The organism is Pedobacter sp. CFBP9032 (genome assembly GCF_034045265.1).
GTDB lineage: Bacteria > Bacteroidota > Bacteroidia > Sphingobacteriales > Sphingobacteriaceae > Pedobacter.
This window is the reverse complement of sequence record NZ_JAXCWE010000006.1, coordinates 158,808-185,397: the sequence shown is the minus strand read 5'-3', so window position 1 is coordinate 185,397 and position 26,590 is coordinate 158,808. Positions and strand designations below refer to the sequence as shown.

24 protein-coding genes are annotated in these 26,590 nt (G+C 37.3%); 12 read left to right on the top strand and 12 right to left on the bottom strand.

What is annotated here, in order from left to right; genetic code table 11:
• The first annotated feature begins 10 nt into the window (after positions 1-10).
• The 4 genes from SOM16_RS13330 (at position 11) to SOM16_RS13315 (ending at position 4,000) form a co-directional block, all read left to right on the top strand.
• Complete coding sequence (locus SOM16_RS13330; protein WP_320464496.1) at positions 11-1,402, top strand: pyridoxal phosphate-dependent decarboxylase family protein; 1,392 nt, start codon at positions 11-13, stop codon at positions 1,400-1,402.
• Positions 1,403-1,447: 45 nt separating this feature from the next.
• The gene (locus tag SOM16_RS13325; RefSeq protein ID WP_320464495.1) at positions 1,448-1,750 is read left to right on the top strand and encodes a hypothetical protein; all 303 of its coding nucleotides are present in this window, start codon (positions 1,448-1,450) and stop codon (positions 1,748-1,750) included.
• A gap of 80 nt (positions 1,751-1,830) precedes the next feature.
• Complete coding sequence (locus tag SOM16_RS13320; protein WP_320464494.1) at positions 1,831-2,250, top strand: tail fiber domain-containing protein; 420 nt, start codon at positions 1,831-1,833, stop codon at positions 2,248-2,250.
• Positions 2,251-2,581: 331 nt separating this feature from the next.
• Positions 2,582-4,000 carry a sugar MFS transporter gene (locus tag SOM16_RS13315; protein ID WP_320464493.1) on the top strand — a complete coding sequence of 473 codons (1,419 nt, stop codon included), beginning with the start codon at positions 2,582-2,584 and terminating at the stop codon, positions 3,998-4,000.
• Between the two features lie 50 nt (positions 4,001-4,050).
• Here SOM16_RS13315 and SOM16_RS13310 read toward each other — a convergent pair whose 3' ends face one another.
• The 4 genes from SOM16_RS13310 to thrA form a co-directional block, all read right to left on the bottom strand.
• Positions 4,051-4,596, bottom strand: coding sequence for an REP-associated tyrosine transposase (locus tag SOM16_RS13310; protein ID WP_320464492.1), 546 nt, complete (start codon positions 4,594-4,596; stop codon positions 4,051-4,053).
• A 402-nt stretch (positions 4,597-4,998) separates the two neighbouring features.
• On the bottom strand, positions 4,999-6,306 hold the full coding sequence (thrC, locus tag SOM16_RS13305; RefSeq protein ID WP_320464491.1) for a threonine synthase: 1,308 nt from the start codon (positions 6,304-6,306) through the stop codon (positions 4,999-5,001).
• A gap of 152 nt (positions 6,307-6,458) precedes the next feature.
• Complete coding sequence (locus SOM16_RS13300; RefSeq protein WP_320464490.1) at positions 6,459-7,463, bottom strand: homoserine kinase; 1,005 nt, start codon at positions 7,461-7,463, stop codon at positions 6,459-6,461.
• A 270-nt stretch (positions 7,464-7,733) separates the two neighbouring features.
• Positions 7,734-10,187, bottom strand: a complete 2,454-nt coding sequence (gene thrA / locus SOM16_RS13295) for a bifunctional aspartate kinase/homoserine dehydrogenase I (RefSeq protein WP_320464489.1) — start codon at positions 10,185-10,187, stop codon at positions 7,734-7,736.
• A gap of 540 nt (positions 10,188-10,727) precedes the next feature.
• Between thrA and SOM16_RS13290 the strand changes: the two genes are divergently transcribed.
• Positions 10,728-11,063, top strand: a complete 336-nt coding sequence (locus tag SOM16_RS13290; RefSeq protein WP_320464488.1) for a hypothetical protein — start codon at positions 10,728-10,730, stop codon at positions 11,061-11,063.
• 1 nt (position 11,064) lies between these two features.
• Here SOM16_RS13290 and SOM16_RS13285 read toward each other — a convergent pair whose 3' ends face one another.
• Positions 11,065-11,514 carry a GyrI-like domain-containing protein gene (locus tag SOM16_RS13285; RefSeq protein ID WP_320464487.1) on the bottom strand — a complete coding sequence of 150 codons (450 nt, stop codon included), beginning with the start codon at positions 11,512-11,514 and terminating at the stop codon, positions 11,065-11,067.
• Positions 11,515-11,822: 308 nt separating this feature from the next.
• Between SOM16_RS13285 and rsgA the strand changes: the two genes are divergently transcribed.
• Together rsgA and SOM16_RS13275 are read left to right on the top strand one after the other, a co-directional pair.
• Entirely contained in the window at positions 11,823-12,743 is a 921-nt protein-coding gene (gene rsgA / locus SOM16_RS13280; RefSeq protein WP_320464486.1) for a ribosome small subunit-dependent GTPase A, read from the top strand.
• 113 nt (positions 12,744-12,856) lie between these two features.
• On the top strand, positions 12,857-13,807 hold the full coding sequence (locus SOM16_RS13275) for a Smr/MutS family protein (protein WP_320464485.1): 951 nt from the start codon (positions 12,857-12,859) through the stop codon (positions 13,805-13,807).
• Between the two features lie 117 nt (positions 13,808-13,924).
• Here the strand turns inward: SOM16_RS13275 and SOM16_RS13270 are convergent, their stop codons facing one another.
• Positions 13,925-14,794, bottom strand: a complete 870-nt coding sequence (locus SOM16_RS13270; RefSeq protein ID WP_320464484.1) for a carbohydrate kinase — start codon at positions 14,792-14,794, stop codon at positions 13,925-13,927.
• Positions 14,795-14,969: 175 nt separating this feature from the next.
• Here SOM16_RS13270 and SOM16_RS13265 point away from each other — a divergent pair, with 175 nt between their 5' ends.
• Positions 14,970-15,398, top strand: coding sequence for a nuclear transport factor 2 family protein (locus SOM16_RS13265; RefSeq protein ID WP_320464483.1), 429 nt, complete (start codon positions 14,970-14,972; stop codon positions 15,396-15,398).
• A gap of 70 nt (positions 15,399-15,468) precedes the next feature.
• Here SOM16_RS13265 and SOM16_RS13260 read toward each other — a convergent pair whose 3' ends face one another.
• The 6 genes from SOM16_RS13260 to hemW all read right to left on the bottom strand — a co-directional run bounded on the left by SOM16_RS13260 (position 15,469) and on the right by hemW (position 21,262).
• Positions 15,469-16,083: a sugar O-acetyltransferase gene (locus SOM16_RS13260; RefSeq protein ID WP_320464482.1), complete on the bottom strand. Its 615-nt coding sequence runs from the start codon at positions 16,081-16,083 to the stop codon at positions 15,469-15,471.
• Positions 16,084-16,247: 164 nt separating this feature from the next.
• On the bottom strand, positions 16,248-17,126 hold the full coding sequence (locus tag SOM16_RS13255; protein ID WP_320464481.1) for a cupin-like domain-containing protein: 879 nt from the start codon (positions 17,124-17,126) through the stop codon (positions 16,248-16,250).
• Between the two features lie 129 nt (positions 17,127-17,255).
• The gene (locus SOM16_RS13250; protein WP_414692258.1) at positions 17,256-18,041 is read right to left on the bottom strand and encodes a DUF3050 domain-containing protein; all 786 of its coding nucleotides are present in this window, start codon (positions 18,039-18,041) and stop codon (positions 17,256-17,258) included.
• Between the two features lie 353 nt (positions 18,042-18,394).
• Positions 18,395-18,946 carry a fasciclin domain-containing protein gene (locus SOM16_RS13245; RefSeq protein WP_320464479.1) on the bottom strand — a complete coding sequence of 184 codons (552 nt, stop codon included), beginning with the start codon at positions 18,944-18,946 and terminating at the stop codon, positions 18,395-18,397.
• A gap of 289 nt (positions 18,947-19,235) precedes the next feature.
• Complete coding sequence (locus SOM16_RS13240; protein WP_320464478.1) at positions 19,236-20,018, bottom strand: SDR family oxidoreductase; 783 nt, start codon at positions 20,016-20,018, stop codon at positions 19,236-19,238.
• A 110-nt stretch (positions 20,019-20,128) separates the two neighbouring features.
• Positions 20,129-21,262, bottom strand: a complete 1,134-nt coding sequence (gene hemW / locus SOM16_RS13235; protein WP_320464477.1) for a radical SAM family heme chaperone HemW — start codon at positions 21,260-21,262, stop codon at positions 20,129-20,131.
• 181 nt (positions 21,263-21,443) lie between these two features.
• On the opposite strand from hemW, the gene SOM16_RS13230 reads away from it, so the two are divergent.
• From SOM16_RS13230 to SOM16_RS13215, 4 genes are all read left to right on the top strand, one after another.
• The gene (locus SOM16_RS13230) at positions 21,444-22,922 is read left to right on the top strand and encodes a serine hydrolase (RefSeq protein WP_320464476.1); all 1,479 of its coding nucleotides are present in this window, start codon (positions 21,444-21,446) and stop codon (positions 22,920-22,922) included.
• A gap of 318 nt (positions 22,923-23,240) precedes the next feature.
• On the top strand, positions 23,241-24,221 hold the full coding sequence (locus SOM16_RS13225) for a DUF4271 domain-containing protein (protein ID WP_320464475.1): 981 nt from the start codon (positions 23,241-23,243) through the stop codon (positions 24,219-24,221).
• Between the two features lie 14 nt (positions 24,222-24,235).
• Positions 24,236-25,006 (top strand): uroporphyrinogen-III synthase, encoded by a 771-nt coding sequence (locus tag SOM16_RS13220; protein ID WP_320464474.1) that lies wholly within the window; start codon positions 24,236-24,238, stop codon positions 25,004-25,006.
• Between the two features lie 225 nt (positions 25,007-25,231).
• Positions 25,232-26,557: an SUMF1/EgtB/PvdO family nonheme iron enzyme gene (locus SOM16_RS13215; protein WP_320464473.1), complete on the top strand. Its 1,326-nt coding sequence runs from the start codon at positions 25,232-25,234 to the stop codon at positions 26,555-26,557.
• The last annotated feature ends 33 nt before the right edge of the window (positions 26,558-26,590 follow it).

Sequence of the window (26,590 nt, the reverse complement as noted above, 5' to 3'; positions counted from 1 at the left end):
TAAATTGAAAATGAATCACTTAGATAAGGATTTAGTGCGGCTTGATGAAATTCTTAACCAGGTGCAAAAGCAAAGTTCAGGTTATTTAAGTCAACTCCATAACAGACCAACTACGGGAAAAATAAACCCTGATCTTACAGTTACCTTTAGTGATGAAGGTTTGGGTACATTGGGTGCACTTCAATATTTTAATGAGCATTTTGAGCCTGCAATAGTTGCCTCATCAGGACCAAGATATTGGGGCTTTGTAACAGGCGGGACCACACCAGCTGCCATTGCTGGCGATTGGCTGGCTTCGGTTTATGATCAGAATACACAATCGGCAAATGGGAATGGAGATATCTCTGCGACAATAGAATTTGAAACGATTAAACTTTTATTATCACTCTTCAATTTACCTGAAGGTTTTTTTGGTGGTTTTGTAACCGGCGCCACTGTCTCCAACTTTACCTGTTTAGGTACTGCCAGACAATGGATTGGTAAACAATCAGGAAGAGACTTTGCAAAAGATGGTGTGAGTGGTTTAATCAAAGTTTTAGCCGCTACGCCACATTCATCTGCTATAAAATCACTCGCTATGCTCGGCATCGGTAGTAATAATATAGTTAAAATTAATGTGATGACCGGTAACCGGGAGGCATTGGATATAGTCGATCTGGAAAGTAAAATTATTGCACTCAATGGCGAACCTTTTATTCTAATTTCCAGCGCAGGAACGGTTAATACCGTTGACTTTGATGATTTTTTAGCGATTCAAAAACTGCGTGAAAGATATAATTTCTGGTGGCATATTGATGCAGCCTTCGGTGGTTTTGCCGCTTGTTCTCCAAAGTATCAACATTTGGTAGCGGGTTGGGAGCAAGCCGACAGCATCACAATTGATTGTCATAAATGGTTAAATGTGCCTTACGAAAGTGCAGTGTTCTTTTTGAAGGAAAAGCATAAGCGCTTACAGATGGAAACCTTTCAAAATGCTAATGCAGCTTACCTGGGAGATCCGCTCGAGAACTTTAACTACCTCAACTTCCTGCCTGAAAACTCCCGTCGTTTAAAAGCATTACCAGCTTGGTTTAGTTTGATGAGTTATGGAAAATCGGGCTATCGGCAAATCGTAGAAAGCAATGTGGATCATGCCTTATTGTTTGCTGAGTTTATAGAAAGTAACGAGGCATTCGAAATGCTTGCTCCTGTGCGATTAAATACTGTTTGCTTTTCATTAAAGGATAAAAATAACCTCGACGAATTTCTTCATCGATTGAATGCTACTGGTAAAGTTTTCCTAACGGCGACTATGTATAATGGTGTGAAAGGTATTCGTGCAGCCTTCGTAAACTGGAGAACTTCTGCGGCTGACATTCAAATCGCTACTGTTGAAATGAATAAAATTCTGACAGAACTTTAACGCAATTAGATTGTTAGATAATTTGTACAACCTATATTTGTAGCAATGAAGTTTACGGGTTTGAAATATATATTGATCATTTGCATTGCGGCCACTTTTTTTATAAAAGCGAGCAATGCCTTGTCGTATATTAAATACTCACCAACTGAAATAGAATATGCATCTACCAATGATGATGCAACAGAGAAAGAGGAAAAGAAGGTGGAAACAGAATATTTTACCAATCAATTCTCATCTGTTATAAATGTAAGCACATCATTTATTACTGAGAAAAAAGTGGTTATCCCTGACCATTTTTTTTACCCTGCTTATTTTCCAGAGGTACTTACTCCACCACCATCAGCGTAAACCATTTATATCAATAGTTTATAAGCATCGCGTCAACGTGATTGCATTTCCATTTTTAACTTATTCAAATATATCAGGATATGAAACGAGCAATTTCATTCACATTTGCCGCATTTTTAGTTGCGGCATCTCTACAGATTAGTGCACAGGAAGTAGCACAAAATAATGTAAAACCAGTTACCAATTCATTGGAAACAGTTTCTAAATTACAACCTGTTAGTTTTAATTATGATAAGGCCTGGGCAGAAAAATTGAAAATTTCTCCTAAACAACAATACGGTTTTATCGGAACGGAAGCTAAATCGACGGTACCAGAAATCGTAACGGTACAGGCTAAAGATTACGCAGCAGGAAAAAATGCTTATCGATCAGCAACACTTACAAAGGTTGATTACGAAAATTTAATCCCTTTATTAGTTGGAAGTATTAAAGAACAGCAACAGCAGATTGATGCCTTGCGACAAGAGATTCAATCGTTAAAATCTCAAAACGCTAAATAAAAGTTTACACGAAGGCTGGGTCTAGATCCGGCCTTTTTCTATACTGTGTTTCTCTGTACGGTAATCTATCTTATACTTAATGAAATATGAAAGTCATATTTTAAATTCAGCTTTATTACCAGCAAAGTTCTATTTGTAAATCGTTTTACCTTAATGTATTGATATATAGTTTGTTTGTGCTTTATGTTAGGTAATACACGTCTTAATGACTGTTATAACTTTTATATTATACACCACTCTTAAAACTGAAAAAACCGTTTCTTTGGTTAGTTAAAATAGGGATACTACAGTTTAGGTCTGTATTTTAAGTTTTTAAATTCTTACACACACAATGGAAACCAAATTTTCAGAAACAAAATCTAATTACACCGTTCCACTCATTACCATTACTCTTTTATTTTTTATGTGGGGTTTTATCACCTGCATGAATGATATCCTGATTCCTTATTTAAAGAAGCTTTTCAGCCTTACTTTTTTTGAGTCAATGCTGGTTCAATTTAGTTTTTTTGGGGCCTATTTTGTAGGGTCATTAATCTACTTTTTAATTTCATACACTAAAGGTGATCCCATTAATAAAGTGGGTTATAAAAAAGGAATTCTTTTTGGTATTGTACTCGCTGCAATTGGTTGTGTACTTTTCTTTCCGGCGGCTACATATTCAATCTATCCATTGTTTTTAGGTGCATTATTTGTTTTAGGATTGGGTTTTACCGTGCTGCAGATTACTGCAAATGCCTACGTTTCCTTATTAGGGCCTGAAGATAGCGCTTCCAGTAGACTAAATTTAACGCAGGCATTTAATGCTTTCGGTACTACAATCGCGCCTATTTTGGGCGGCCACCTTATCTTCGAATTCTTCTCTGAAGCCGATGGAAGTTTCAGTGCATCGGCTACCCGGATACCTTACCTGATTTTTGGAGCAATCTTACTTTTGGTTGGTTTACTGATTTTTTATGTCAAACTTCCATCTTTCAAACCTGAAGAAGAAGAACAGGCAAAAGGCTTAGGCGTACTTAAATTCCCTCATTTAACAAGAGGTATTGTGGCACTTTTTTGCTATGTAGGTGCAGAGGTAGCTGTTGGTAGTTTTATTATCAGTTTCCTACACCTTCCGGAGATTAGTGGATTGGAAGAGGCCGTTAGTAAAAACTACCTTTCATTATATTGGGGTGGTGCAATGATTGGCCGTTTTGTTGGCTCTATCTCATTAAATCATTCATTGAGTCAGGGGAAAAAGATCATTTATATGCTAGGAACTGCGATCTTAGTGTTCGCCCTTATTTATGGAATTGTAGATTTAACATTTGCACAAATCAGTTTCTTCCTTGTGTTTATTGCATTAAACTTTATAGGCTTCCTGGTAGGGAAATCGGCTCCTGCCAGAACTTTGGCAATCTTCTCTACCATCAATGTGTTGTTATTAATTTCAGTGATGGTGAATAAAGGTGATTTAGCTATGTATAGCGTTCTTGGAATCGGGATTTTTAACTCGATAATGTTCTCTAATATTTATACGCTTTCTATCGCCAAATTGGGGGTTTATACCAGTCAGGGGTCTTCCTTGCTGGTAATGGCTATTTTAGGTGGCGCGATTCTTCCATTAGTGCAGGGTGCAGTTGCAGATCAGATTGGTGTACATCATTCGTTTATTTTACCACTGGTATGTTATCTGTTTATTTTGTATTTCGGTATTTATTGCGCAAGACATTTAAAAGGAATAGAGCAAACCAGCGTAAAAGGTGGGCATTAAATTTTGGGGCTGAATTTATTAAAATAGAGGTAAGTCAAATGATTTGAAATTCAATCTAAATAAACCACTTCTATCAGGCCTATGCCATCGCTATAATTAATGGCAGAGCTGTACGCATAATGTTCAGGTTCATAAACAATCCCAGCTTCCACTGGATTTTGATGGATATAGTTAAGTTTTTGGTCTTTAAATAAATTAGTTTCTACAGAGATAGGATGATAGCCGTCTTGCCAAAACTTAAACTCATCACTTTTAGCATGGATTTTGGCAGCAAAAGAAAATTTGTTTAATAACCAGTCTCTGCTTTCATTAATGTCTTTGATACTTGAGGTGATTTTTTTGGAAGTAAATTTCTTAAAATCACGTATGATGTCGGGGAGCTTCTTTCCTTTATCAGCACTTACCATCATATGTAAATGACTCGGCATTAAGCACCACGCATAAATAATTAAACCTTTTTCTTTCTGGCAGTATTTAAGACTTTCAATAACTACTTCTGCAAGTTCTTTTCTGGTGAAAACATCAATCCAATTGACAACCGTAGTTGTAATGAAATAAATGCCGCTATCGTCGGCTACCTTATATTTGAAACCCATTAATAAATATAGAATATTCTTTTAAGGAATAAAAATTCTTGAGAAAGCTGGTCGGGATTATAGATTTGACATATCTATGTTAGTTTGGAAATTTTTCCAAATTTATTTATGAACTATTGAATATATAAATATACCGTTACGAGGATTAAAAATCCTCAGGAAGATAGATCGGGATTAAAAATCCCGACCAACGGAAGCCTAAGTTAGTCTGGAAATTTTTTCTGGACTAATTTTTCTGTGAATTTTTAATCCACCATAGCTATCCAAGATGAACACTTTACAATCCACTCTATTAAAAATCCCAACTAACGTAAGTTTAAGTTAGTCCGGAAATTTTTTCCGGACTCACATATCTATGGATTTTTAATCCATAGTTAGTTACGCATTAAATTTTAACAATGATTAATTATTCAATAAATATCTCTTAAATCCATCAAAATCTGCTTCTAACTGATCTGCGTGTTTAGGAAGGCTTTCAAGGGCTGTAACCTGCGACGGAATATCAATTTTAGCAGCAATATCTGCCGGGAAAATATCTGGAAATTTACAGGCATGTGCTGTCGATAAGAATACAGCCGCGCTGTTATCAGCAAGATTTTCTTTCCTGTATTTTTCTACCGCCAGATAGGCAATCGCAGTATGTGGACAAGCAACATAGTTTAGTTTTTGATCTAAATCTATAATGCCTTCCAGTGTTTCATCATCAGTAAATCGATACGACGTTACCACGTTTTTTAATTGATCTACATCCTGATCGAATAAATCCATAATGCGAATCCAGTTACTCGGCGCACCCACATCCATGGCATTCGAATAAGTTTGCGAGGATGGTCGGGTCTGATAAATTCCGCTTTCTAAAAACCGGGGAACGGTATCATTAATATTTGTAGCAGCAATAAATTGTTTAACAGGCAAGCCCAGTTTGTAGGCTAGTAAGCCTGCACCAATGTTACCGAAATTTCCACTGGGAACAGCAAAAACCAATTCATTTAAACCTTGTCTTTTTAACTGTGCATAGGTGTTGAAATAGTAAAAGGTCTGAGGGATTAATCTCGAAATATTAATGGAGTTTGCAGAAGTCAATCGGAACTTAGCATTTAATTCCTCATCAGCAAAAGCTTGTTTCACCAAAGTCTGGCAATCATCAAAAGTACCTTTTACTTCAATAGCTCTGATGTTGCTTCCATTAGTAGTGAGCTGTAACTCTTGTATCGGACTTACCTTTCCTTCCGGATAGAGAATAGTTACTCTGGTATTTGGTACGCCTAAAAAGCCTAAGGCCACGGCACCACCAGTATCGCCAGAGGTAGCTACTAATACATCCAGCAGCTGTTCGCCGTCTTTCAGAAAATAAGCCATTACCCGGCTCATAAAACGAGCGCCAAAATCTTTAAAAGCTAGTGATGGACCGTGGAAAAGTTCGAGTACGAAAGTTTTATTATCAAGTTTAACTGCAGGTGCCTCAAAATTGATCGCATCATTAATTAACGCCTGTAAATCAGCAGCAGGAATTTCATCTTTAAGCAAGGTAGATGCCACTTGGTAAGCAATTTCCGGTAAAGAATACTGCTCAATGTTTTGAATAAAATCTGCATCCAGTTGCGGAATCTCTAATGGCATATACAAGCCTTTATCCTGTGGCATACTATTAAAAACAGCTTCTTTGAAAGAAACGCGTAAATCTTTATTATTGGTTGAATATAAAATCATGGTTGAAAGGTTGAGGGTTGGAAGGCTGAAGGTTAAGGAACTTAATTCCAATGTTCATACCTTTTTATCCTTAGTTAATTTCTTTTTTTAGCAATTCTCAAAGATGGATTGAAAGTAAGAAGGTTCAAGTAATTGTCCTTCTATCATCTACCTCACATTACTCTTGGTCCTTCGGCATTAACCGAGGAAACATATGCTTTACTATTAATATTGATTTTATGCAAATGTTGTTGCTGTGCTTTAGTAATTTTCTTTGCGGTTTCTTCATCTTTAGTTAATGCAAACACCGATGGACCTGAACCTGAAATACCAAACCCAATGGCGCCGTTTTCCATTGCAATTGCTCTCATTTCTTCGAAACCTGGAATTAAGATGGAACGGGTAGGTTCTACTAAAACATCTTTCATGCTTCTGCCAATCAGATCAAAATCATTCATAAATAACCCACTCACCAGACCTGCCACATTTCCCCATTGGGTAACAGCATCTTTAAGTAATACCTTGCTTCTAATCATCTGACGAGCATCTTTTGTGGGAACATCAACTTCCGGATAAACAATTGCAGCGTACATTCCGGCAGGTGTTGGAAGCGAAATTACATCGAGTGGATCGTAACTTCTCACCAAAACAAATCCACCTAAAATGGCGGGCGCAACATTGTCTGCATGACCATAGCCGCAAGCCAGTTCTTCTCCTTTCATGGCGAAAGGAACCAATTCTGTTGGGGTAAGTAGATCACCCATCAGTTTGTTAATGGCAAACAGACCAGCCACTGTGCTTGCCGAACTTGATCCTAAGCCGCTTCCAATGGGCATTTTTTTGTGTAAATCGATTTCAACACCAACATCTAATCTGTTTACGTGTTGTAAATAATGTTGAACACTGGCGCTTACCGTGTTTTTCTCGGCATCTAATGGTAAACGACCATCATCGCCGGTAATCGTTTTAATCACTACACCTGGCGTAGTTGTTAAGCGCATTTCAACTTCGTCACCAGGTTCATTTACAGCAAAACCCAGGACATCGAAACCGCATACCACATTGGCAACGGTTGCAGGAGCAAACACGCGGATCACACCCAAATCTGCTGACGGAGTCTTTTCTTGCTCGCTGCTGATGCTAAGGGCCTCGGCAGGGTTTAAATTGTTATTTGACATTTTGTTTATCTTTTATATTTCCCGTTTGCCCCAAGTATTAACTACGAGCTCTTGGTTTATTCCTAGGGTTAAAACCCTAGGTTATGAATAGTTTTTCATCGCCCCGGGTTTCAACCCGGGGTATTCTTAGGGTTAAAACCCTAGGTTATGAATGGTTCTCTATCGCCCCGGGTTTCAACCCGGGGTATTCTTAGGGTTAAAACCCCAGGTTATGAATAGTTCCTCATCACCCCGGGTTTCACCCCGGGGTTTTAATTCCCTTCAGATGGATTAAGGTGTTAGCGTTCCAACGTTGATGATATCTGCAAAAACTCCTGCTGCGGTAACTTCAGCGCCAGCTCCCGGTCCTTTTACCACCAATGGGCGAGATTTATACCGATCTGTAGTGAATGAGATGATATTGTCACTTCCAGAGAGCATATAGAATGGATGGCTATCATCTACCATTTGAAGGCTGATCTCTACATTGCCATCTTCTAGTTTCCCGATATAACGCAATACTTTGCCATCATTAGCTGCTTTGTTTTTTAAATCTTCAAAGTAAGCGGCGTTTGCCTTTAATTCGCTATAAAAATCTTCTACAGAAGTAGCATTTAAACAAGCCTCAGGTAAAATATTATCGATTTTTACATCAGCTGCTTCTAAAGGATAACCTGCATCACGGGCTAAGATTAACATTTTCCGCATGAAATCTTTTCCATTCAAATCATCGCGTGGATCTGGTTCTGTATAACCAAGTTCCTGTGCTTCTTTTACTGTTTCGTAAAATCCGGCTTCACCTTTAAAATTATTGAAAATGTAGGAGATTGTTCCAGATAAAATAGCTTCGATACGGGCAACCTTATCGCCACTCATCATCAATTCTTTAAGGGTACGGATGATGGGTAGACCTGCGCCAACGTTTGTTTCGTAATAAAAATCGACGCCAAACTTACGGGCAGTATCTTTAAATGATTTGTATTGAGCGTAATCTGCAGAGTTACCTTTTTTGTTGCAGGTAACCACAGAGATGCTGCTTTCAAAAACACCCTGATAAAATTCGATAGGGGTTTCAGCTGCAGTATTATCTACAAAAACGCAGTTTGGCAGATTCATGGCTTTCATCTTGGTTACGAAACCTGCTAAGTCTGCCTGTTCGCCATTTTCATTCAAGTCATTCTCCCAATGCTCTAACGATAAACCATCAGCATTAAAAACCATTTTGCGGGTATTGCAAATGCCAGTCACCTTTACCTGTAAATCATTATTTTCTGCAAGGAAAGGCATTTGTTCTTTTAATTGATTGAACAATGTTTTGCCAATATTTCCGGTTCCAAGACAGAAGATATTTAGTGTTCTCTTCAAATCCGTAAAGAAGGCATCATGTACAGCATTTACTGCTTTAGATAAATCATCCTTGCTAATAATTACGGAGATGTTATATTCTGAAGATCCCTGTGCAATTGCCCTTACATTGATTCCGTTACGGCCAAGCGCACCAAACAATCTGCCGCTCATGCCTGGCGTGCGTTTCATGTTTTCGCCAACAATAGCCAGTACGGCCAGGTTATTTTCAACTTCTGGCAAGGCGAGTTTATTCGCATCGAGCTCCAGTTCAAATTCCTTTTTTATTAAGGCAATGGCCTGACCCGCATCAGTTGGTTTAACGGCGAAGGTAATGCTATGTTCTGATGAAGATTGGGTGATGAGCACCACATTAATTTGCTCACGGGATAGCAATGAAAACAATCGTCCACTAAAACCAGCTTTTCCAACCATGCCACTTCCGGTAAGGTTGATAATGCTGATGTGATCAATAGACGAAATGCCTTTAATTGGCAAGCTTGATATTTTTACATCGCTTTTAATGTAGGTTCCGCTGAAATCAGGCTGGAAAGTATTTTTGATTACAATTGGAATTTTCTTCATGAAAGCGGGGATCATCGTTGGTGGATAGATCACTTTCGCGCCGAAATAACTTAATTCCATTGCTTCGGTATAACTCAATTCTGGTAACGAGAATGCTTTTTTCACAATCCTTGGATCAGCAGTCATCATTCCGTTTACATCCGTCCAGATTTCGATTTCTTCGGTATTGAGTGCAGAACCCCAAACGGCCGCAGTATAGTCAGAACCACCACGACCTAATGTAGTAACCCTTCCGGCGGCATTGCTGGCGATGAATCCGGTAACAAAAAGTACTTTAGCTGCATTTGCCTGATAGAAATCGTTGATCAGGATCTCTGTTAGTTCAATATCAACTTTGGCCTGGCCGAAATTGCTGTCGGTTTTAATTAATTCAGATCCATTTACGTATAATGCTTCCGCAAACTGTTGCGAAGCGATATGTGCGATCATGAAAGAAGAGCAACGTTCACCATAGCTCAAAATCTGATCTTTGGTTTGTAGGCTTAATTCGCGAAGATTGGTTACGGCCTGTAGTAAGTCTTCTAATTCATTAAAGAAAATTTTTAATCGCGTAAATACCGGATTTTGTGCTGCTGCGGGCAGTAACGAACGGATTACCGCGAAGTGTTTCGCTTCAATTTCTTTTAAAGAGGCGTTATAATCCTCTCCTCGCTCGGCCCTTTCGGCCATATCGGTAAGGAGGTTGGTTACGCCACTCATTGCCGATAATACAACTACCGGATTGCTTTGTAATTTTTCTTTGGCTACTATGTTTAGTAGTGTTTTAATGTTCTCGGCCGAACCTACGGATGTGCCACCGAATTTGAGTACTTTCATTAGTTCTGGTTTTAGCGAAAACTGCACCTTTGCTTGTTAATTATTTTGGTTTGATACAGTTCTCAGTGGTTTGGGTTTAAAAAAAAAGCGCCCCGATTGTTGTCGGGACGCTTTCTGTATTTTGTATGTTAATTCAATTTACAACAAATTAGCCCCGCTGGTTTATCCCGGTGGTAATAATAATCGTTGTAATAATTGATGATGTAAAATTCATGCTTCTTTGTGTACTTTGTACACCGTAAAGTAGAAGATTATTTTTTTAAAATGCAAATGTTTTTCAAATTTTCTTTCTGAATTTTTAATAAAACGTTTAAGTGAATAAAATAAAGGCATTTTCTGAACTGAAAACTATATTGGGTTTTAAACTTGAATTTCATGCTTGCTAACCATTATGATGATCAATTACTTTACCATTCACGTTGTGCGTGTTTATATCATCTCTGGGACTTTATAGATTACAAATATAGATTTAACAACTAATGCTATAAACTACTTATGGAATCCTGGGGTGATTTGGAATCTTAATAAAAAACGAATCCCATGAAAATATTTTTTGTTACTTTAATTTTGATTGCCATTAATGCTACCGCCTATTCTCAAAAAAAAGTTGACATAAGATTGGATTGTGGGGTAACTCCAAAGGGTCCGCCACCACTTTGGCTACTGGTATTTAAAAATAAAACTTTTATGCTAAAAAATGAATATACAAAGGCAATCAATCCAAATACAATTGAAAAAATAAAGGTAACTAAGGATGCAACTGCCACCGCAATTTATGGTGCCAGGGGCACCAATGGTATTGTTACCATCACCATAAAAAATGAATTTTCAAGAAAGGAGTTTAAAAGGCTGAAACCATACCTCGAGAGAATATAGTTTACGACCTTACCCCGATATAAATCTCCACTTCCGAGTCTTTACCTTGTTGAGATTTTTCTCCATAAACTTCAAAATCGGCGTTATAGGTTCTGTACAATGCGATGTTGTTGGCCCAGATTTCTTGCCAGGTTGCTACTACCGCTTCTGGCATTTCACCTTTAGCGATATATCTTAAAAGCTTTTCGTTCACAATTTCTTTACCGACCAATCCTTCCGGGATATTAGCTAGCGAAGTAACCCGATGCCCAATAATAGTGGTATACCCGCCAGTATAATCACTTTCATAATCAGTGTAGATGGCATAAACATCTTCACTTTCTTTATTTTGGATTATGCTGGATATTTGTTCGTTGTAAAATTTTCCCCAGAGCTGACCTAAATCTGTAGCGGCCTGGTTATTTTGGTTACTCGTTTCTACTGAGATGCCGATAATTTTGAAGTTTTCCATGAGATAGATTTTCGACGAAGATACTTTATTGTTTGTAAAGTTAAATGAAATTACCAGTTCAATCACCAGCTATAAATATCGTTAACACTGGCTTTGGAAAGATTTGACTTTCTTACAAAAACCTTTGTCTTTAAACCTGATGGTAATGGGCACGCTTTCCGCTTTCTTATATCTGGAGGCGTAAATTGAACAGCAGGATTAACATTCAGATGAAATGCAGGCTTAGCCTTCCAAATTGTTCAATTACAAAACAATCATTGCAATCGTCTTAAATCAGTGGAATCATATTCTTACCTTTGTACTGATATATGCAAGGTTTAGTTATAAAATCTACTGGGAGTTGGTACAGTGTGTTGGCCGATGGCGGCGAGCGTTACGACTGCCGGATTGTAGGCAAATTTAGGATGAAGGGGATTAAAACAACTAACCCCATCGCAGTTGGCGACCGGGTGAAGTTTGATCTCGAACCCGGCAGCAAACAGGGAATTATTAATGAACTGCTACCCCGGAAAAACTACATCATCCGTAAATCTATTAACCTTAGTAAGCAGGCTCAGATTCTGGCAGCGAACTTAGATATGGCAATTTTGGTGGTTACACTTGCTTCGCCAAGAACATCGCTTGGTTTCATAGATCGATTTTTAGTTACTGCAGAGGCTTATGATGTGCCAGCTGTACTTGTGTTTAATAAGCTGGATTTGTTTAGTAAAGAAGGACTCGAAATTTTACAGGAATTCAAAGATATTTACGAAAAAATTGGCTACGCTACTTATGAAGTTTCTGCTTTGAAAGGAATTAATATTCCAGTTATTCAGAAGCTCATTACAGACAAAATTACCTTAATCTCTGGCCATTCGGGAGTAGGAAAATCAAGTTTAATCAATGCGCTTCTGCCAGACAGGGATTTGCGTACCGGTGAAGTTTCTGATTGGAGTGATAAAGGACAGCATACCACTACGTTTGCTGAGATGTTTGAACTGCCACAAGGTGGCTTTATTGTAGATACACCAGGGATTAGAGAGTTGGGTGTAATAGATATCGAAAAAGAGGAGTTGGGCCATTTCTTCCGGGAAATCTTCAAAACTTCTCATCAATGCCGTTTTAATAACTGCAGGCATGTTAATGAACCAGGTTGTGCAGTAATCGAAGCTGTTAATAATGATGAAATTGCCATATCAAGGTACGAAAGTTACCTGAGTATTTATCATGGTAATGATACACGGCATTAGCCCCACAGCCCCCTGAAAGGAGTTGAAAGGCAAGGTGCAAATGAAAATAAATAAACGTTTTGTTATAAACGATAGAAAGTAAAAAGTACCGTTTAGGGGCTTGGGGAATAAATATGAAATTTAAATTAGGAGATTTTGTTCGTTTTGTTGATGAAAAACGTGAGGGCTATGTAACGAAGATTATCGATGCGCAGACATTGGGTGTAACTGATGAAGACGGTTTCGAAATACCAGTTGCCATTAGTAATTTAACTTCTGTGCATGGGCATGGTGTGGTTGCAGAAGAGCAAGATGCGCCAAAGCCGGTTCATGTAAATGTGCCTTCTATTAATAAAATTGAAAATGGAATTTATGTCGCCGTAGCTACAGATAACAAGGCAGGTAATGTGGTTCACTTTCATTTATTGAATCAATCACCAAACGTGCTTTTGGTAAGTTTAATAACTGAGAAAAAAGAAAAGTACGCAGGCATTTTCCATGGCGTGATAGAAAGTTACCAGTCTGGTTTGGTTTACTCTGCTTCTTTAGCTGATTTAGACCTTTGGCCCGAATTCACTTTTCAAATTATAATTGCTGGTAAAACAGATGTAAAACCTGTAGATCCACTGGTGATCCGCAAAAAGTTCAGGGCCAAAGATTTCTCTTCAGAGCAGAAAGAATTGCCCCAAGCTAAAAAAGGTTGGTTAATCCGGTTGGATGATTTGGTACCCATCACCATCGATGCTCAAAAGTTAAAGGAGAGTTTTTTTAAATCGCCTGCTGAAAAGAAAACAGTAGATGTGCCCGCAAAGGAAATCGATCTGCATATCGAAAAGTTGAGAGACGACCACCACTTCCTCGAAGCGGATGAAATTCTACAAATTCAGCTAAACTATTTCCAAAACTCACTCGATGCAGCTATTGTTCACCATTTTGATAAAATGATTTTTATCCACGGTTCAGGAAACGGAACACTCAGAGATAAAATCCATAAGCTGATCAGTAAAAACCCTAACATCAAAACCTATATGGATGCCAGGAAGGAAAAATTCGGTTACGGGGCAACTGAGGTCGTTTTTAAATAAATAAGTTCATTAGCTTAATTAATAGTCATTGGTTCATTTGTTGCCTATGAACTAAAAACTGCAAACCGGAAACTGCAAACTGTTAACTGAAAACCGCGAACTGAAAACTGAAAACTATTAGCCGAAAACCTCATCTCCATAATCAGGGTTTGCGCCATGTTGCGAAGCCACAAACGAGCCAACCTTACAGGCCCTGTCTAAAACGGTATCAATAGGGTAGCCGTTGAGGTAGCTGGAAATAAAGGTGGCCAGAAATGAATCACCTGCACCAACAGTATCGGCGACTTTAACCAGATAGCCTTTATGGTGATATAAGTGGCCGTTTTGCAAAACATAAGCACCTTTTTCGCCTACGGTTAAACAGATGATCTCAATATCAAAACCATGGCTAATTTGCTTTAGGAGTTGTTCATCTGTATTACCAGTTAAAGCTAACTCATCTTTAAGGTAAACCAATTCATGTTCATTTACCTTTAAAATGTTGGCCTCGCTTAATAAGGTTTTTAAGGTTGCTATGGTATAAAACGGCGGACGGAGATTAATGTCGAATATTTTGAGTTTTGCATGCTTTAATAAAGTAAGAATAGTGTTTTTGCTTTCTTCGTTCCTACAGGTTAAGCTGCAATAAACAAAAGCATCTGCTTGTTCAACAGCTTTAATAATTTCGTTGTTTAGGGTTATTGCATCCCAGGCAACAGGTTCAACAATGGTATAAGTTGCCTGGTGCTGTTCATCTAGTTGTACTTCAACTGTACTTGTCGGTAGCGTAGGGTGTGTTTGAACTAAATTTGTAGGATATCTTTTCGAAGCAAGGAAATCTATGAGTTCCTGGCCATTTGCATCATCACCTACTGCACTAATAAACTGGCTATCAATATTTTGTTTATGAAGGTTTAAAGCTACATTCATTGAAGATCCTCCCGCTTTTTTCCCTTCTGGAAAAACATCCCATAATATTTCGCCAATGGCAATAACTGATTTTTTCATAGTTGACTTTTTGATTTCGCAATGTAGCAAATTTGTGAAATAACGATTGCCAATGGAGTCTGCAAATTAAAATTTATTATTTTTAAAGCAGCTTAGTCTTCACTTACCTGTGATGGTTTTTAAAAGCTTTTCATATTTTAGTAGCAGTAACATCCTTTAATAAACCTGAACCAAAATGATTAAATCAATTTTTGTCTTTCTTTTTTGTAGCATCACTATCTATGCTACGGCTCAAACGCCAGCAGATAGACAAGCTATTCTTAAAGTACTGGAAACCCAACGGCTAGCCTGGAATAAGGGTGATTTAGAAACCTTTATGCAAGGTTATATAAAAAGCGATAGCTTGCTTTTTGTTGGCAGCAGCGGACCAACTTACGGTTGGCAGCAGACATTAGCTAATTATAAAAAGACTTACCAGGGAGCTGCCGGAATGGGACAGCTTACGTTTGGAATTAAGAAAGTAGATTTTCTAAATAAAGATGTGGCTTTCGTTTTAGGAAGCTGGCATTTGAAAAGAGATAAAGATGAGCCAAAAGGTTATTTCACTTTATTGTTTAAAAAACTGAAAGGCGAATGGAAGATATTTGTTGATCATTCCAGCTAAGCGGTCAGCATTTTAACTGGAGTAGATATGCTGAAATAGGTTTCGTCTACTCCCATTTAAATATTAGCTACTATTCGCCTAATTTAAAATCTTTGTAATAGTAATCTTTGTCTTCATCAGTAAGTTGACGAATTATCCTGCAGGGATTTCCGGCAGCGAAAACATTATCCGGAATGTTTCGGGTTACAATGCTCCCTGATCCGATGACCACATTTGACCCAATTTTCACACCAGGGTTAATCACCACATTTCCACCAATCCAAACACTGTTTCCAATAGTAATTTCCTGGGCCCATTCAAACTCCTGATCGCGAAGGTGTGCATGAATAGGGTGGCCTGCTGTATAGATCGAAACGTTTGGTGCTATGAATACACTATTACCAATAGATACTTTTGCGCAATCTAAAATGACTAGATTGAAGTTTGCATAGAAGTTTTCACCAATTTCGATGTTATAACCATAATCACAGCGAAATGGTGGTTCAACATAGAACATTCTTTCTGTTTTGCCGAAGAGTCTTTTAAGCAATTCTTTACGCTGTTTGATAAATTTTGGAGCCAGATTATTGAATTCAAAAGTGATTTCACGGGCTTTTAACCTTTCTTTAGATAGGATAGCATCTCCAGCCTGGTATGCTTTTCCCGCAAGCATTTTTTGTTTTTCTGTGAGTATTATTTCTTCCATTACTGATTTTTAGCGTGATCATTTTAAAGGTAGTAATTGTATCCAAATGATCAATAGCATTGAGATCTAAAATGATTAGTGGCAGTAGTTTGGAACCTTTGTGCCTAAAACAAAAGCGGGACCTCAGTTAAGAAACCCCGCTTTAAGCTTGTATTTATAGTATTTTAAGGCCTGCCTTTGGCTAAAGCGCGTTCAGCAATTTTAACTGCTTTTTTCTCTCTCCACTGTGCATATTTTTCTTTGAAAGTCATTTTTATTAAACTGTCAATTGCTCCGTGAGTAAATAAGCTCCACACGCTGGCTACTTTTCTGGTGATGGATTGATCCCAGGCACGCAAGCTTAATGAGAATGAACCATCCAGGTATTTCATCCAGTGCCACATTCCTGTCGGCATAAATAAGGTATCGCCATGCTCTAAGAAAACTTCGTAACCTTCAATCCCTTTTAAGGAAGGAAATTTTTCGAAATCAGGATTGTCTACCTGATAATCTTCTAAGGCATAAGTGGCATTCGGCAGGCAATATAAACGATCTTTCCATTTATTGTCAAAAAGCACAATGTGTTTTCTGCCACCAAAATGTGTATGAAAAATGTGAGGTAAATCAATATCGTAATGTAGAAAAGTTACCGAATTGGAACCTCCAAAAAACATAGCTGGCATGCTTTCTATAAAACCACCCATTAAATCTTTAGGAATTTTTATATCATTAATCAAACTGGGAACCTTTTTAAATAAATTAAAGAAAAAGATTCTCAATTCTGTTGGTTCACGCTTAATTAAATCCAGATAATCGCCAAATTTCATGTGAGCAGTTGCCGCATTAATTGGTTTAGATGGATCTGCTTTGGAGTTATCATACAATGGAACTTCCAATTCGCCGCCAATCTCTTTTAAGTATTCTGTAGTCCATTTTTCTCTTGCTGGCCAGTCTTTGGTAAGGCCCTTAATAACAAGCGGACGTTTCGTTTTCAAATAATTTTTTTTGAAATCCTCTGGAGTAATACTCTCAACGATATCAACAGGTTTTAGAATGAAACTCATGCGTTTAAAATCGGTTATTTGTGCCGAAGAACAAAAATGTAAATTTTATTTTACAAAAAGTATATTGTGCACTAAATGTGACTAAATTCACGTAATCTGGATTTAATAGCTCCTTAACAATTTATTTATTTAAGCGGGCACTTTGCTTTTGATAATTTCAGCATATGCTGCATCCCACAAATCGATCCGTTTTTGTAAGGCTCTTTTGGTGGTTTCTTCAGCTTCAATCCAAAAAAGTTCATCTTTTGCACATAACTTTTCCGTCATAGATAAGGCCAGGTGACTGTGGTGATCGCCATCCACTTCAATATGACGTTCCAGGTAATACTTGAAAATGGAAACCTGCTCGGGGTTGGAACTATTTAAATCGTTCACCATACTAAAGAACATATTTGGAATCAAATCTTCGCGACCGAATGTAAAGCTAGCGGCCTGAAGATGGGGTTTTCCGCTATTTATTGTTTCAAATGTGGCATTCACAAAGTCTCTGGCTGCCTGAGGAACTTCTGCTAATTCAAAAGCCATGTCGAAATCTCTGCCATTTTTTAACGACGTTAAGAAATGATTAATAGGTTTTATATTAGCACCACATTGTTCCATCGCATCTAAATATAATTCGAAGTGGCTTTTAATAGTTCCATCAGCATCAACATCACTCTCTTCGCCGGCAACAATCTCATTAATCAGCTGCCTGGTAACTGCATCTCCAACAGGAAACCATGGGAGTGTAGTACATGTTAAATTAATCTGCAGCGATTTTAGTAACGACATAAAATCCCAAACCGCATAAATATGGTATTCCATAAAAATCTGCAAATCTTCCAATTCACTGATTGCTGTATACACTTTATGATTAATTATTTGTTGCCTCAGTTGGGCAATATTCTCCTTGATTTTTGAAATATTGGGGTGCATAGTTATAATATAGATGATCTACTACCGATAGAAACAGTTAAGAAATAAGTCGCATTTAAAAATCACTTCTCACTATCATTTTACGGTATTGGTTTGCCAAAATTAAGCAGTAAAGTCTGAGTAAAGTGCAAAAAGTAAAAACCTGAAAAACAAGTGACAAACCGGGCGGACTTAGATTGAATAATAAAATAATAAACGCCCTTACTTGGAAGCAAGGACGTTAGATTAACCACCAAAGGGACGTGATATAACGTGAAAATGAATATCTGAATAGATTGCAAGGAAAGCATTGAAATAAAAAAATGCATTTGCCAAGGCAAATGCATTTTTCAAATCAAATTGAAATTTATGTTTTATTTAGGCATTAAAACGCTATCGATAACATGGATAATACCATTTTTTTGGTTCACATTAGCAATGGTTACTGTGCTTTTTCCACCTTTTTCATCTTTCAAAACAAGTTTTTTTCCTTCCATCGAAGCCCAAAGCTTACCGCCTTCTACTGTAGTAAGTTCTGCTTTGCCACCGCCAGCTTTGATCGCTGCAGCAATTGCTTTGCTATCCATTTTACCTGCAACAACATGATAAGTTAAGATTTTTGTTAATGTCGCTTTATTTTCTGGCTTCACTAAATTACCAACTGTACCTGCAGGAAGTTTATCAAACGCTGCATTTGTTGGTGCAAAAACAGTAAACGGACCAGCGCCTTTTAAGGTTTCTACCAAGCCTGCTGCTTTAACTGCGGCAACCAACGTAGTGTGATCTTTAGAGTTTACAGCATTATCAACAATATCTTTTGTTGAATACATTTCAGCGCCACCAACCATTGGGTTTTTCTGAGCATAAACTTGAGTGGTAATGGCCATTGTGAATACGGCAAATGCCGATAAGATTAATTTTTTCATTTTTTCTAATTTTTAGGTATTTTTATTTGCATTCATTTACGATAGCTTACCAATGCTTGGTTTTTTAGAATTGAAAAATAGATTTAAATATCTGATAATTAGTTATTTAAAATTTATTTGGCTTTCGTTATGAAACAATATTTTTTGCCTGTTAATTAGTTTTGGTGTTGGCTTTCAATAGGGAAATTCCTTCAGGATATAAGTGAAATCCCTATACAATCGAAAATGTATAGGGATCATTTGAGCAATTTTGAAACGAATAAATTAAATCATTAATTAGCAATGATGACTAGGTTACTTTCGCCGCTCTTATTTTTTTGGAAAAGTATTTTGGGAAGAAGCGTTTCAGAAAAATCGACTTTGTTTCCTTTCCGCCTATATAAACTTCCTCTTTTTTTAGTTTTACTGCTGCAATAATCTGTTTTGCACACTCGTCCACATTCATTCCATTTGCTTGTGCATCATCCATGGTTCCCTGACTATCTCCCTTTGCTGTTAAAGCATTAATAGAAACATTGGTCTTAATAAAACCAGGACAAACAATTGTTATGTCTATATTTTGATCATATATTTCTGATCTCAGGGAATCGAAATAACCGTGTAATGCATGCTTAGATGCAGCATAAGCTGATCTTAACCTAGTGCCAAATTTACCAACCAAGCTGCTGATGACCACTATTTGTCCGCCACCATTCTTAAACATCACCGGTAGAACTGCTTTACTTAAAATAACAGTTCCCCAAAAATTGGTATTTATAATTTGTTGTTCGGTGCTTAAATCTGTAGCCAATGCTAATCCACGTTGACTTACTCCGCCAGCATTGATTAATAAATCTATGCTCCCAAAAATTCGAATGGCATCTGCTGCTTTTTGTGCCAAGATTTCAGTTTCACATAAATCGAAAGGCAATACATGAACATTAAAAGAATTTTGGCAATTGCCTTTTACCCTGAAAAGTTCATCCCGGTTACGGGCCGAAATAATTAGTTTATCTCCGGCTTTAAAATGTTCATAAACCAAAGCTTCACCAATGCCGGATGATGCGCCTGTAATCCATATAATTTTCGACATATATTACATTAGTTATAGAATTACAGAATGATTGAGTTTTGAATGAGTAAATGTTATCTAACCCGTAAAATCAATCATTCTCTAATTCCCTCATTCTCTAATTCAATCCTTTATTCATTTCCTACTATGAACAATTCTGAGGCGATGTGATCGGCAAAAAGTTTACCGCTCTCGCTCAGTTTAATTTGATCATCCTGAATATCTAACCAGTCTCTATCTTCAAAAGCCTTTAAATTACGGTTAGTTTCTTCTAAAAAATCTGCTCCAAAATCAGTTTTGATTTTCTCTAAGTCTGTACCCCACATCGTCCTCAATGAAGTCATTATATATTCATTAAACCTATCGTTCAATGATAATTCTTCCACTATTTCCGGTAGTTTATTTTTAGATAATACCTCCATATACTGCGCATTGTTTGCAGGATTCATATATCGGTTTTGTCCATCGAAACCATGTGCAGATGGGCCAATTCCTAAATAATCTACGCCACGCCAATAGTTGGTATTGTGAACGGCGTAACAGCCTGGTTTGGCAAGGTTAGATATTTCATAATGCTCAAAGCCGGCAGTAATAAGTTGATCCATCAGGATTAAAAATTGTGCAGCGCTTTGACTATCATTCACGGGCGTTTGTTTCTTATTTCTGATGGCATGTGCCAATGCCGTTTTTGGCTCAACAGTGAGGGCGTATGCAGAAATATGTGGCACCTCCAGCTCAATTGTTTTTTGAATATTGAGCAGCCATTTAGAATCGCTCAATAACGGGTAGCCATAAATCAGATCAAGGCTTAAATTTTCGAAGCCTGCATCCTGACTTCTTTTAATGCAATTTTCTGCTTCATCTGCATGGTGAGCACGGTTCATCCAAAGTAAATCTTCATCGAAAAATGATTGAACTCCTACGCTAAACCTGTTAATTGGTAATTTTTTCAGCTCTTTTAGCTTTGCTGCTGTTAAATCATCTGGATTAGCCTCAATAGTAATTTCAGCATTTGAATCTACCGAAAAAGTATGATTAATGGTATCGAAAATCTTTTGCAGTGCCACCTCAGATAGGATAGAAGGCGTTCCTCCGCCCAAATAAATACTACCAATTTGGCCCGAAATCCTATCCTGCTTCATTTCAATTTCCTTGCAAATGGCCTCTACCATCTCATTTTCATATTTCAATGAAGTACTGAAATGGAAATCACAATAATGACATGCTTTTTTGCAAAATGGAATGTGGATGTAGATACCGGACATTTCGCAAAGATAATGAAGTTCGTATTTCTTTTTTTGTCATAATATACTACTAAATATCGCCATACTGAATTAGACTCGCCTTTGGATAAAGTAGTTAAAACATATGTTTTGTAATAAATTCTGATTTATAAACTCAAAAGGATGTAAATCATCGTGAATTATTTAGAAATCTGAAACGCATATGAATCAAAACCTCTTCAAACTACAGAAAATCATTCTTTTGATCTTGTTATCCGGATTTATACCTTTTTTGAAAGCTCTTGGGCAGTCTAAAACAGATAGTATTACCTCTTTTTTACAGGATGAAATGATAAAGAGAAATATACCGGGTTTACAAGTCGCCATCATTAGGAATGGGAAGGTAGTGTTGGTTAAGTCATTTGGATTTGCAAATATAGAAAACCGGGTTAAAGTTAATGACAGTGCCGTATTCTCGATCAATTCCGCTACAAAGGCATTTACAGGCGTCGCCATTATGCAATTGGTAGAAGAGGGAAAGATTAATCTTCAAGGCATGATCTCCTCGTATTTAGATAGCCTACCAGATCAATGGAAGGAGATAAAAATTTACCAGCTACTCACTCATACTTCAGATTTACCAGATTTTGTTGATGTTAGAAAAGGTGGATTTGTTGAAGGTTTAAAATACCCTGAAGCATTGAAAGCGATTCGGAAATATCCCATGGAATTTACTGCAGGAACACAAATGCGATATAATCAAACGAATTACGTATTGCTTGGTCAGATCATTGAAAAATTGAGTGGCAAATCTTTTGAAAAATTTATTCAGGAGCGGCAATTTGATCCGGCTGGGATGAAAAGAACGGGTTTCGGAGATTCTCGAGATATTATTATGGATAAAGCACCTACTTACAGGCTTTCTAAAATCACTGAGAGAAATTTTGTAAAAGGTAAAACATTAGAACGTACCTGGGAAGAATTTACCGAGTTACGTGCTACTGCCGGAATAAACAGTTCTGCAAGCGAACTTGCCAATTGGATTTTATCTTTACAAAATGGGATACTGCTAAAACCAGAATCATTAAAAACAATGTGGGAAGCTGGAAAACTTAATAATGGCAATTATTCAGGCTGGGCATTAGGTTGGATAGCCCGTAGAAATATAGCACCCCGCGCAGTGGCGGGTATAGGTGGGGCTCGTTCCTGGTTTTATGTGTATCCGGATAATCATCTGGCAATAATTATATTAACCAATCTATCAACCAATCAACCTGAAGATCTGGCACCTGAAGTAGCAGGTTTTTATTACCCGGAATTAAAGTCTATTAATGGAGGTAGTTTACCAGAAACAGTTTTACCATTGAGGGCATTGCTCGAAAAAGAAGGGTACAATAAAGCAATACAACTGAGCGAAAAAATAAAAAAGCGTGACGGTAAATTTTTCCTTTCAGAAAGAGATTTAACTAACTGGGCCTATTATTTGCTTCTTATACAGCATAAGCCCAAGGAGGCTATCGAGCTTTTCAAGCTATATGTACATTTCTATCCATCAGATGCTAATGCATACGAAGGTTTAGGAGAAGCTTATCAATCAACAGGCGATTTAAAAAACGCAATTGCAGCTTACAAAAAAACTTTAGAACTGGATCCGAAAAATACAAATGCAAGTAAAAAACTCAAAATCCTATTAAATAACTAGTATGAGCACCAAGCTAAGATAAATCATGAATGAAGATCAATTTACGAAGTTTGGGTGGCTTTTGTTGTAAAAAATACTTCGAAAGTTTTAGGGTACTATCAGCAAACTTACGAAATTCTTCAGCGCACAGGCCTTTGAAATTTCGTAAGTTAATCACTTATAAATTTTAGGCAGATTTACTTCTTGTAATTCAATTTCAGATGGCTTATCGTATTTGAAGCAGACATCAAGATATGGCATATTTCAAAACCATTTATTTTCTCTAGGTAAACCATGATTATTCAGCTACTTTTGCGTCTTTAAGTTTTGATTTACAGCATGCCGAGATTTATTTTTACTTTATTAGCTTTCATTTTGACAGCCAATTGTGTTTTTACGCAAGAAATTCCGGCTGCTCCTGATAGTGTAATTGCAGTAAATCAATATAAATTTAAACGCTATCGGCTTGATTCTGCTTCTTTAGCCAGACAAAGAGTAGTTACTGATTCCATCATCAGCCATACCTGGGTATTACCGGATAGTGCGATTAATAAAAATGCCTTGATGGACAGTGTGGAGAAAGAGTTTCTTTTTCCTAAACTGGATTTATTAGGTTGGCAAAAGCAATATTCACAATTTAAGAAAAAAGCTAATCCGTACCAATTGGGGAAACAAATTCCAAAAGGAAACGTGGGTTTATTAGGCTTCATTTTTGCGATGCTGGTGATTTTCGCTATTCTGAAAAATGCTTTTTCAAAACAGCTTTCGGCTATTGTTGAATCTTTTTTTAGTAACCGGATTTTGAACAACATCAACAAGGAAGATAACCTTTTTAGTTCCTGGCCTTTTTTGCTGCTGTTTATTCAGTTTGGATTTATTTTAGGGATGTTCTTTTTCCTGGTAGCGCAATACTATGATATGTATCAGGCGAAGCATGGATTTAAATTTTTCTTTACCATTTCCATTACGATCATTGTCTTTTATGCCCTTAAATTAGTTATATTAAGATTCATTGGCTATCTGTTTAACGTTCAGAAACCAGTAGGCGAATATATCTCTATTTTGTACCTCAGCTACTTTAATGCATCCTTACTTTTTATTCCATTAGTTGTGGCATTTGCATTATCTCCATTAAAATATGGTGTAATATATATAGCATTGGCTTACTTGCTATTAGGTGTAATATTTGCATTTCAGCTACTTAGGGCTGGCATCACAATACTTTCTAATAATAAGTTTTCTAAAATTCATTTAATTTTGTACTTTTGCGCCCTCGAAATATGTCCTATTTTAGTACTAATTAAAACGATAGGATTGTAGCAGGAAAAAGGAAAATGCAAGAAAAGAACGACTCTAGAATTCGCAAAATAAAAAGTATTTTGGTTACTTTACCAAAACCTGAAACCGAAAAATCTCCTTACTACGATTTGGCGAAAAAGCATAATTTAAAGGTCGATTTCAGATCCTTTATCCATGTTGAAGGTGTGCCAGCGAGAGATTTCAGAAAGGATAAGATTAACCTTGCTGATTTTACAGCAGTAATCTTTACCAGTCGTAACGCTGCAGACCACTTCTTTAGAATTTGTGAGGAAATGCGTTATGATGTGCCAGTAGATCTAAAATATTTCTGTCTGTCTGAAACTATTGCATTATACCTTCAAAAATACATTCAGTATAGAAAACGAAAAATATTCTTCGGAAAGCAAACAGCTGCAGACCTTGCGGAGGTGTTAAAAAAGCATGCCAATGAAAAATTTTTATATCCATGTTCTGATATGGCAACAGAGGATACCATGAAGTTTTTAGAAAAAAGTGGTTATGATTTTACTCCCGCAGTATTATTTAAAACCGTTGTGAGTGATTTATCAGATCTTGCAGAAGTTTTTTATGATGTAATCGCATTTTTTAGTCCTTCAAGTATCCAATCTCTATTTAAAAACTTCCCTAATTTTCAACAGAATAATACCCGCATCGCGGCCTTTGGTACCAATACAAGTAAGGCTTGTGTAGATATGAATCTAATCGTTGATATTGCAGCGCCTACCCCGGGCGTGCCATCAATGACTATGGCTATTGAAAACTATATTAAGATATCTAATAAATAAGACTATCAATATTTTTAGTAAGTCAATTCTTGAAATATTTAACGAATTGATATTCAGTTAGTTGTGTGTGGTTGTCGCTTGGTAATCATCTGTGTAATCCTTTAGTAAAAGGTATTAGCTGTCTAAGAGTAAACTATTTAACTCGAAATATTTGCATTTGTTGATAATTGTATTGATTTTTGATAAGATTGGTCCTAACTGTGCTGTGCACACACTATAAATAATATGAAGAAAATCTACCTTCTAGTCATTGTGGGTATAAGTGTATTACTGGCAAGTTGTGGTCATGAAGGCCAAGGCGAGTTAGTGGGTGCTTACAACCGAAAATTTAAGAACAACCGTGTTCCTTTGGGAATGGTTTATATTCCTCCTGGCCATACCCCTCTTGGAGGATCTGATGAGGACATTACATTCTCTCAAAACGGGCCCAGTAGAATGACGACCATAAGCGCATTCTTTATGGATCAAACCGAGATTTCTAATGCAGAATATCGCCAGTTTACTAACTGGGTAAGAGATTCTATTGCCATTTCAATGATGGGAAATCCTCAGCAATTCATGATGAACCCAAAAGGCAAGGGTGCTGAAGCACTTGGCGGTGAGAAATACATCAACTGGAAAGCTGTAGGAACCAATGGCGCAAATATCTGGCGCAATAAAGGTAAAGGTGGTGCAGGTGCTCAGGCTGCTCAGCTAGACGGGATGTATTATTCTGGCTTAGATGCCTTACCGGGGAGAAAAGAATTTGATGTTCGTAAGTTTGAATATAACTATGCAGAGTTGAATATGGACAAGGCTGCTTTAGGCCATAAGAATCCAAATAGCAAGCGTCAGGATTATATTGATCGTTATAACATTGCTATCTATCCCGATACCATGGTTTGGAAGACGGATTATTCTTATTCTCAAAACGATCCTATGGTTCGCGGCTATTATAATCACCCCTCATATGATGATTATCCTGTAGTTGGTGTAAGTTGGGAGCAGGCTAAAGCATTTGCGCACTGGAGAACCAGATTATACGATGGTGTGGCGCAGGCCAGGAAAATGCCATCAGGATCAAGGTCTGATTATAGATTACCTGCCGAAACAGAGTTTGAATATGCTGCCAGAGGTGGAAATACCAAGACTAAATATCCTTGGGGCGGACCTTACATCAGAAATACAAAAGGATGTTTACAGGCTAACTTCAAACCCGGACGTGGAGATTATTCAAGCGATGGTGGCATTTATACCGTAGGCGTGAGGTCTTATTTTCCTAACGACTATGGTCTTTATAATATGTCTGGTAATGTGTCTGAATGGACGCTAACTGCTTACAATAAAAGCGCATCGCCATTGCTACACGATTTAAACCCGAACTTTACCTATGTTGCGGGGCCGAATGACAGCAAATACCTAAAAAGAAAAGTTGTAAAAGGAGGTTCCTGGAAGGATACCGGCTACTTTCTTCAAAATGCCGTATCTACTTACGAGTATCAGGATACACAAAGATCATATATCGGTTTCAGGTGCGTGTCATCTTATCCCGGTACTGATTTAAGAAACTAAACCAAACAAACTAATACTTAAAGAAAAACATCA

Coding starts and splice junctions, on each gene's coding strand:
- SOM16_RS13300 (WP_320464490.1), bottom strand. CDS start 7,463: ATGTCAAATAACAATTTAAACCCTGCCGAGGCCCTTAGCATCAGCAGC.
- SOM16_RS13215 (WP_320464473.1), top strand. CDS start 25,232: ATGAAGAAAATCTACCTTCTAGTCATTGTGGGTATAAGTGTATTACTG.
- SOM16_RS13265 (WP_320464483.1), top strand. CDS start 14,970: ATGATTAAATCAATTTTTGTCTTTCTTTTTTGTAGCATCACTATCTAT.
- SOM16_RS13230 (WP_320464476.1), top strand. CDS start 21,444: ATGAATCAAAACCTCTTCAAACTACAGAAAATCATTCTTTTGATCTTG.
- SOM16_RS13275 (WP_320464485.1), top strand. CDS start 12,857: ATGAAATTTAAATTAGGAGATTTTGTTCGTTTTGTTGATGAAAAACGT.
- SOM16_RS13290 (WP_320464488.1), top strand. CDS start 10,728: ATGAAAATATTTTTTGTTACTTTAATTTTGATTGCCATTAATGCTACC.
- SOM16_RS13245 (WP_320464479.1), bottom strand. CDS start 18,946: ATGAAAAAATTAATCTTATCGGCATTTGCCGTATTCACAATGGCCATT.
- SOM16_RS13325 (WP_320464495.1), top strand. CDS start 1,448: ATGAAGTTTACGGGTTTGAAATATATATTGATCATTTGCATTGCGGCC.
- thrA (WP_320464489.1), bottom strand. CDS start 10,187: ATGAAAGTACTCAAATTCGGTGGCACATCCGTAGGTTCGGCCGAGAAC.
- SOM16_RS13270 (WP_320464484.1), bottom strand. CDS start 14,794: ATGAAAAAATCAGTTATTGCCATTGGCGAAATATTATGGGATGTTTTT.
- SOM16_RS13240 (WP_320464478.1), bottom strand. CDS start 20,018: ATGTCGAAAATTATATGGATTACAGGCGCATCATCCGGCATTGGTGAA.
- SOM16_RS13320 (WP_320464494.1), top strand. CDS start 1,831: ATGAAACGAGCAATTTCATTCACATTTGCCGCATTTTTAGTTGCGGCA.
- SOM16_RS13225 (WP_320464475.1), top strand. CDS start 23,241: ATGCCGAGATTTATTTTTACTTTATTAGCTTTCATTTTGACAGCCAAT.
- SOM16_RS13330 (WP_320464496.1), top strand. CDS start 11: ATGAATCACTTAGATAAGGATTTAGTGCGGCTTGATGAAATTCTTAAC.
- rsgA (WP_320464486.1), top strand. CDS start 11,823: ATGCAAGGTTTAGTTATAAAATCTACTGGGAGTTGGTACAGTGTGTTG.
- SOM16_RS13255 (WP_320464481.1), bottom strand. CDS start 17,126: ATGAGTTTCATTCTAAAACCTGTTGATATCGTTGAGAGTATTACTCCA.
- SOM16_RS13250 (WP_414692258.1), bottom strand. CDS start 18,041: ATGCACCCCAATATTTCAAAAATCAAGGAGAATATTGCCCAACTGAGG.
- SOM16_RS13315 (WP_320464493.1), top strand. CDS start 2,582: ATGGAAACCAAATTTTCAGAAACAAAATCTAATTACACCGTTCCACTC.
- thrC (WP_320464491.1), bottom strand. CDS start 6,306: ATGATTTTATATTCAACCAATAATAAAGATTTACGCGTTTCTTTCAAA.
- SOM16_RS13285 (WP_320464487.1), bottom strand. CDS start 11,514: ATGGAAAACTTCAAAATTATCGGCATCTCAGTAGAAACGAGTAACCAA.
- SOM16_RS13220 (WP_320464474.1), top strand. CDS start 24,236: ATGCAAGAAAAGAACGACTCTAGAATTCGCAAAATAAAAAGTATTTTG.
- SOM16_RS13260 (WP_320464482.1), bottom strand. CDS start 16,083: ATGGAAGAAATAATACTCACAGAAAAACAAAAAATGCTTGCGGGAAAA.
- hemW (WP_320464477.1), bottom strand. CDS start 21,262: ATGTCCGGTATCTACATCCACATTCCATTTTGCAAAAAAGCATGTCAT.
- SOM16_RS13310 (WP_320464492.1), bottom strand. CDS start 4,596: ATGGGTTTCAAATATAAGGTAGCCGACGATAGCGGCATTTATTTCATT.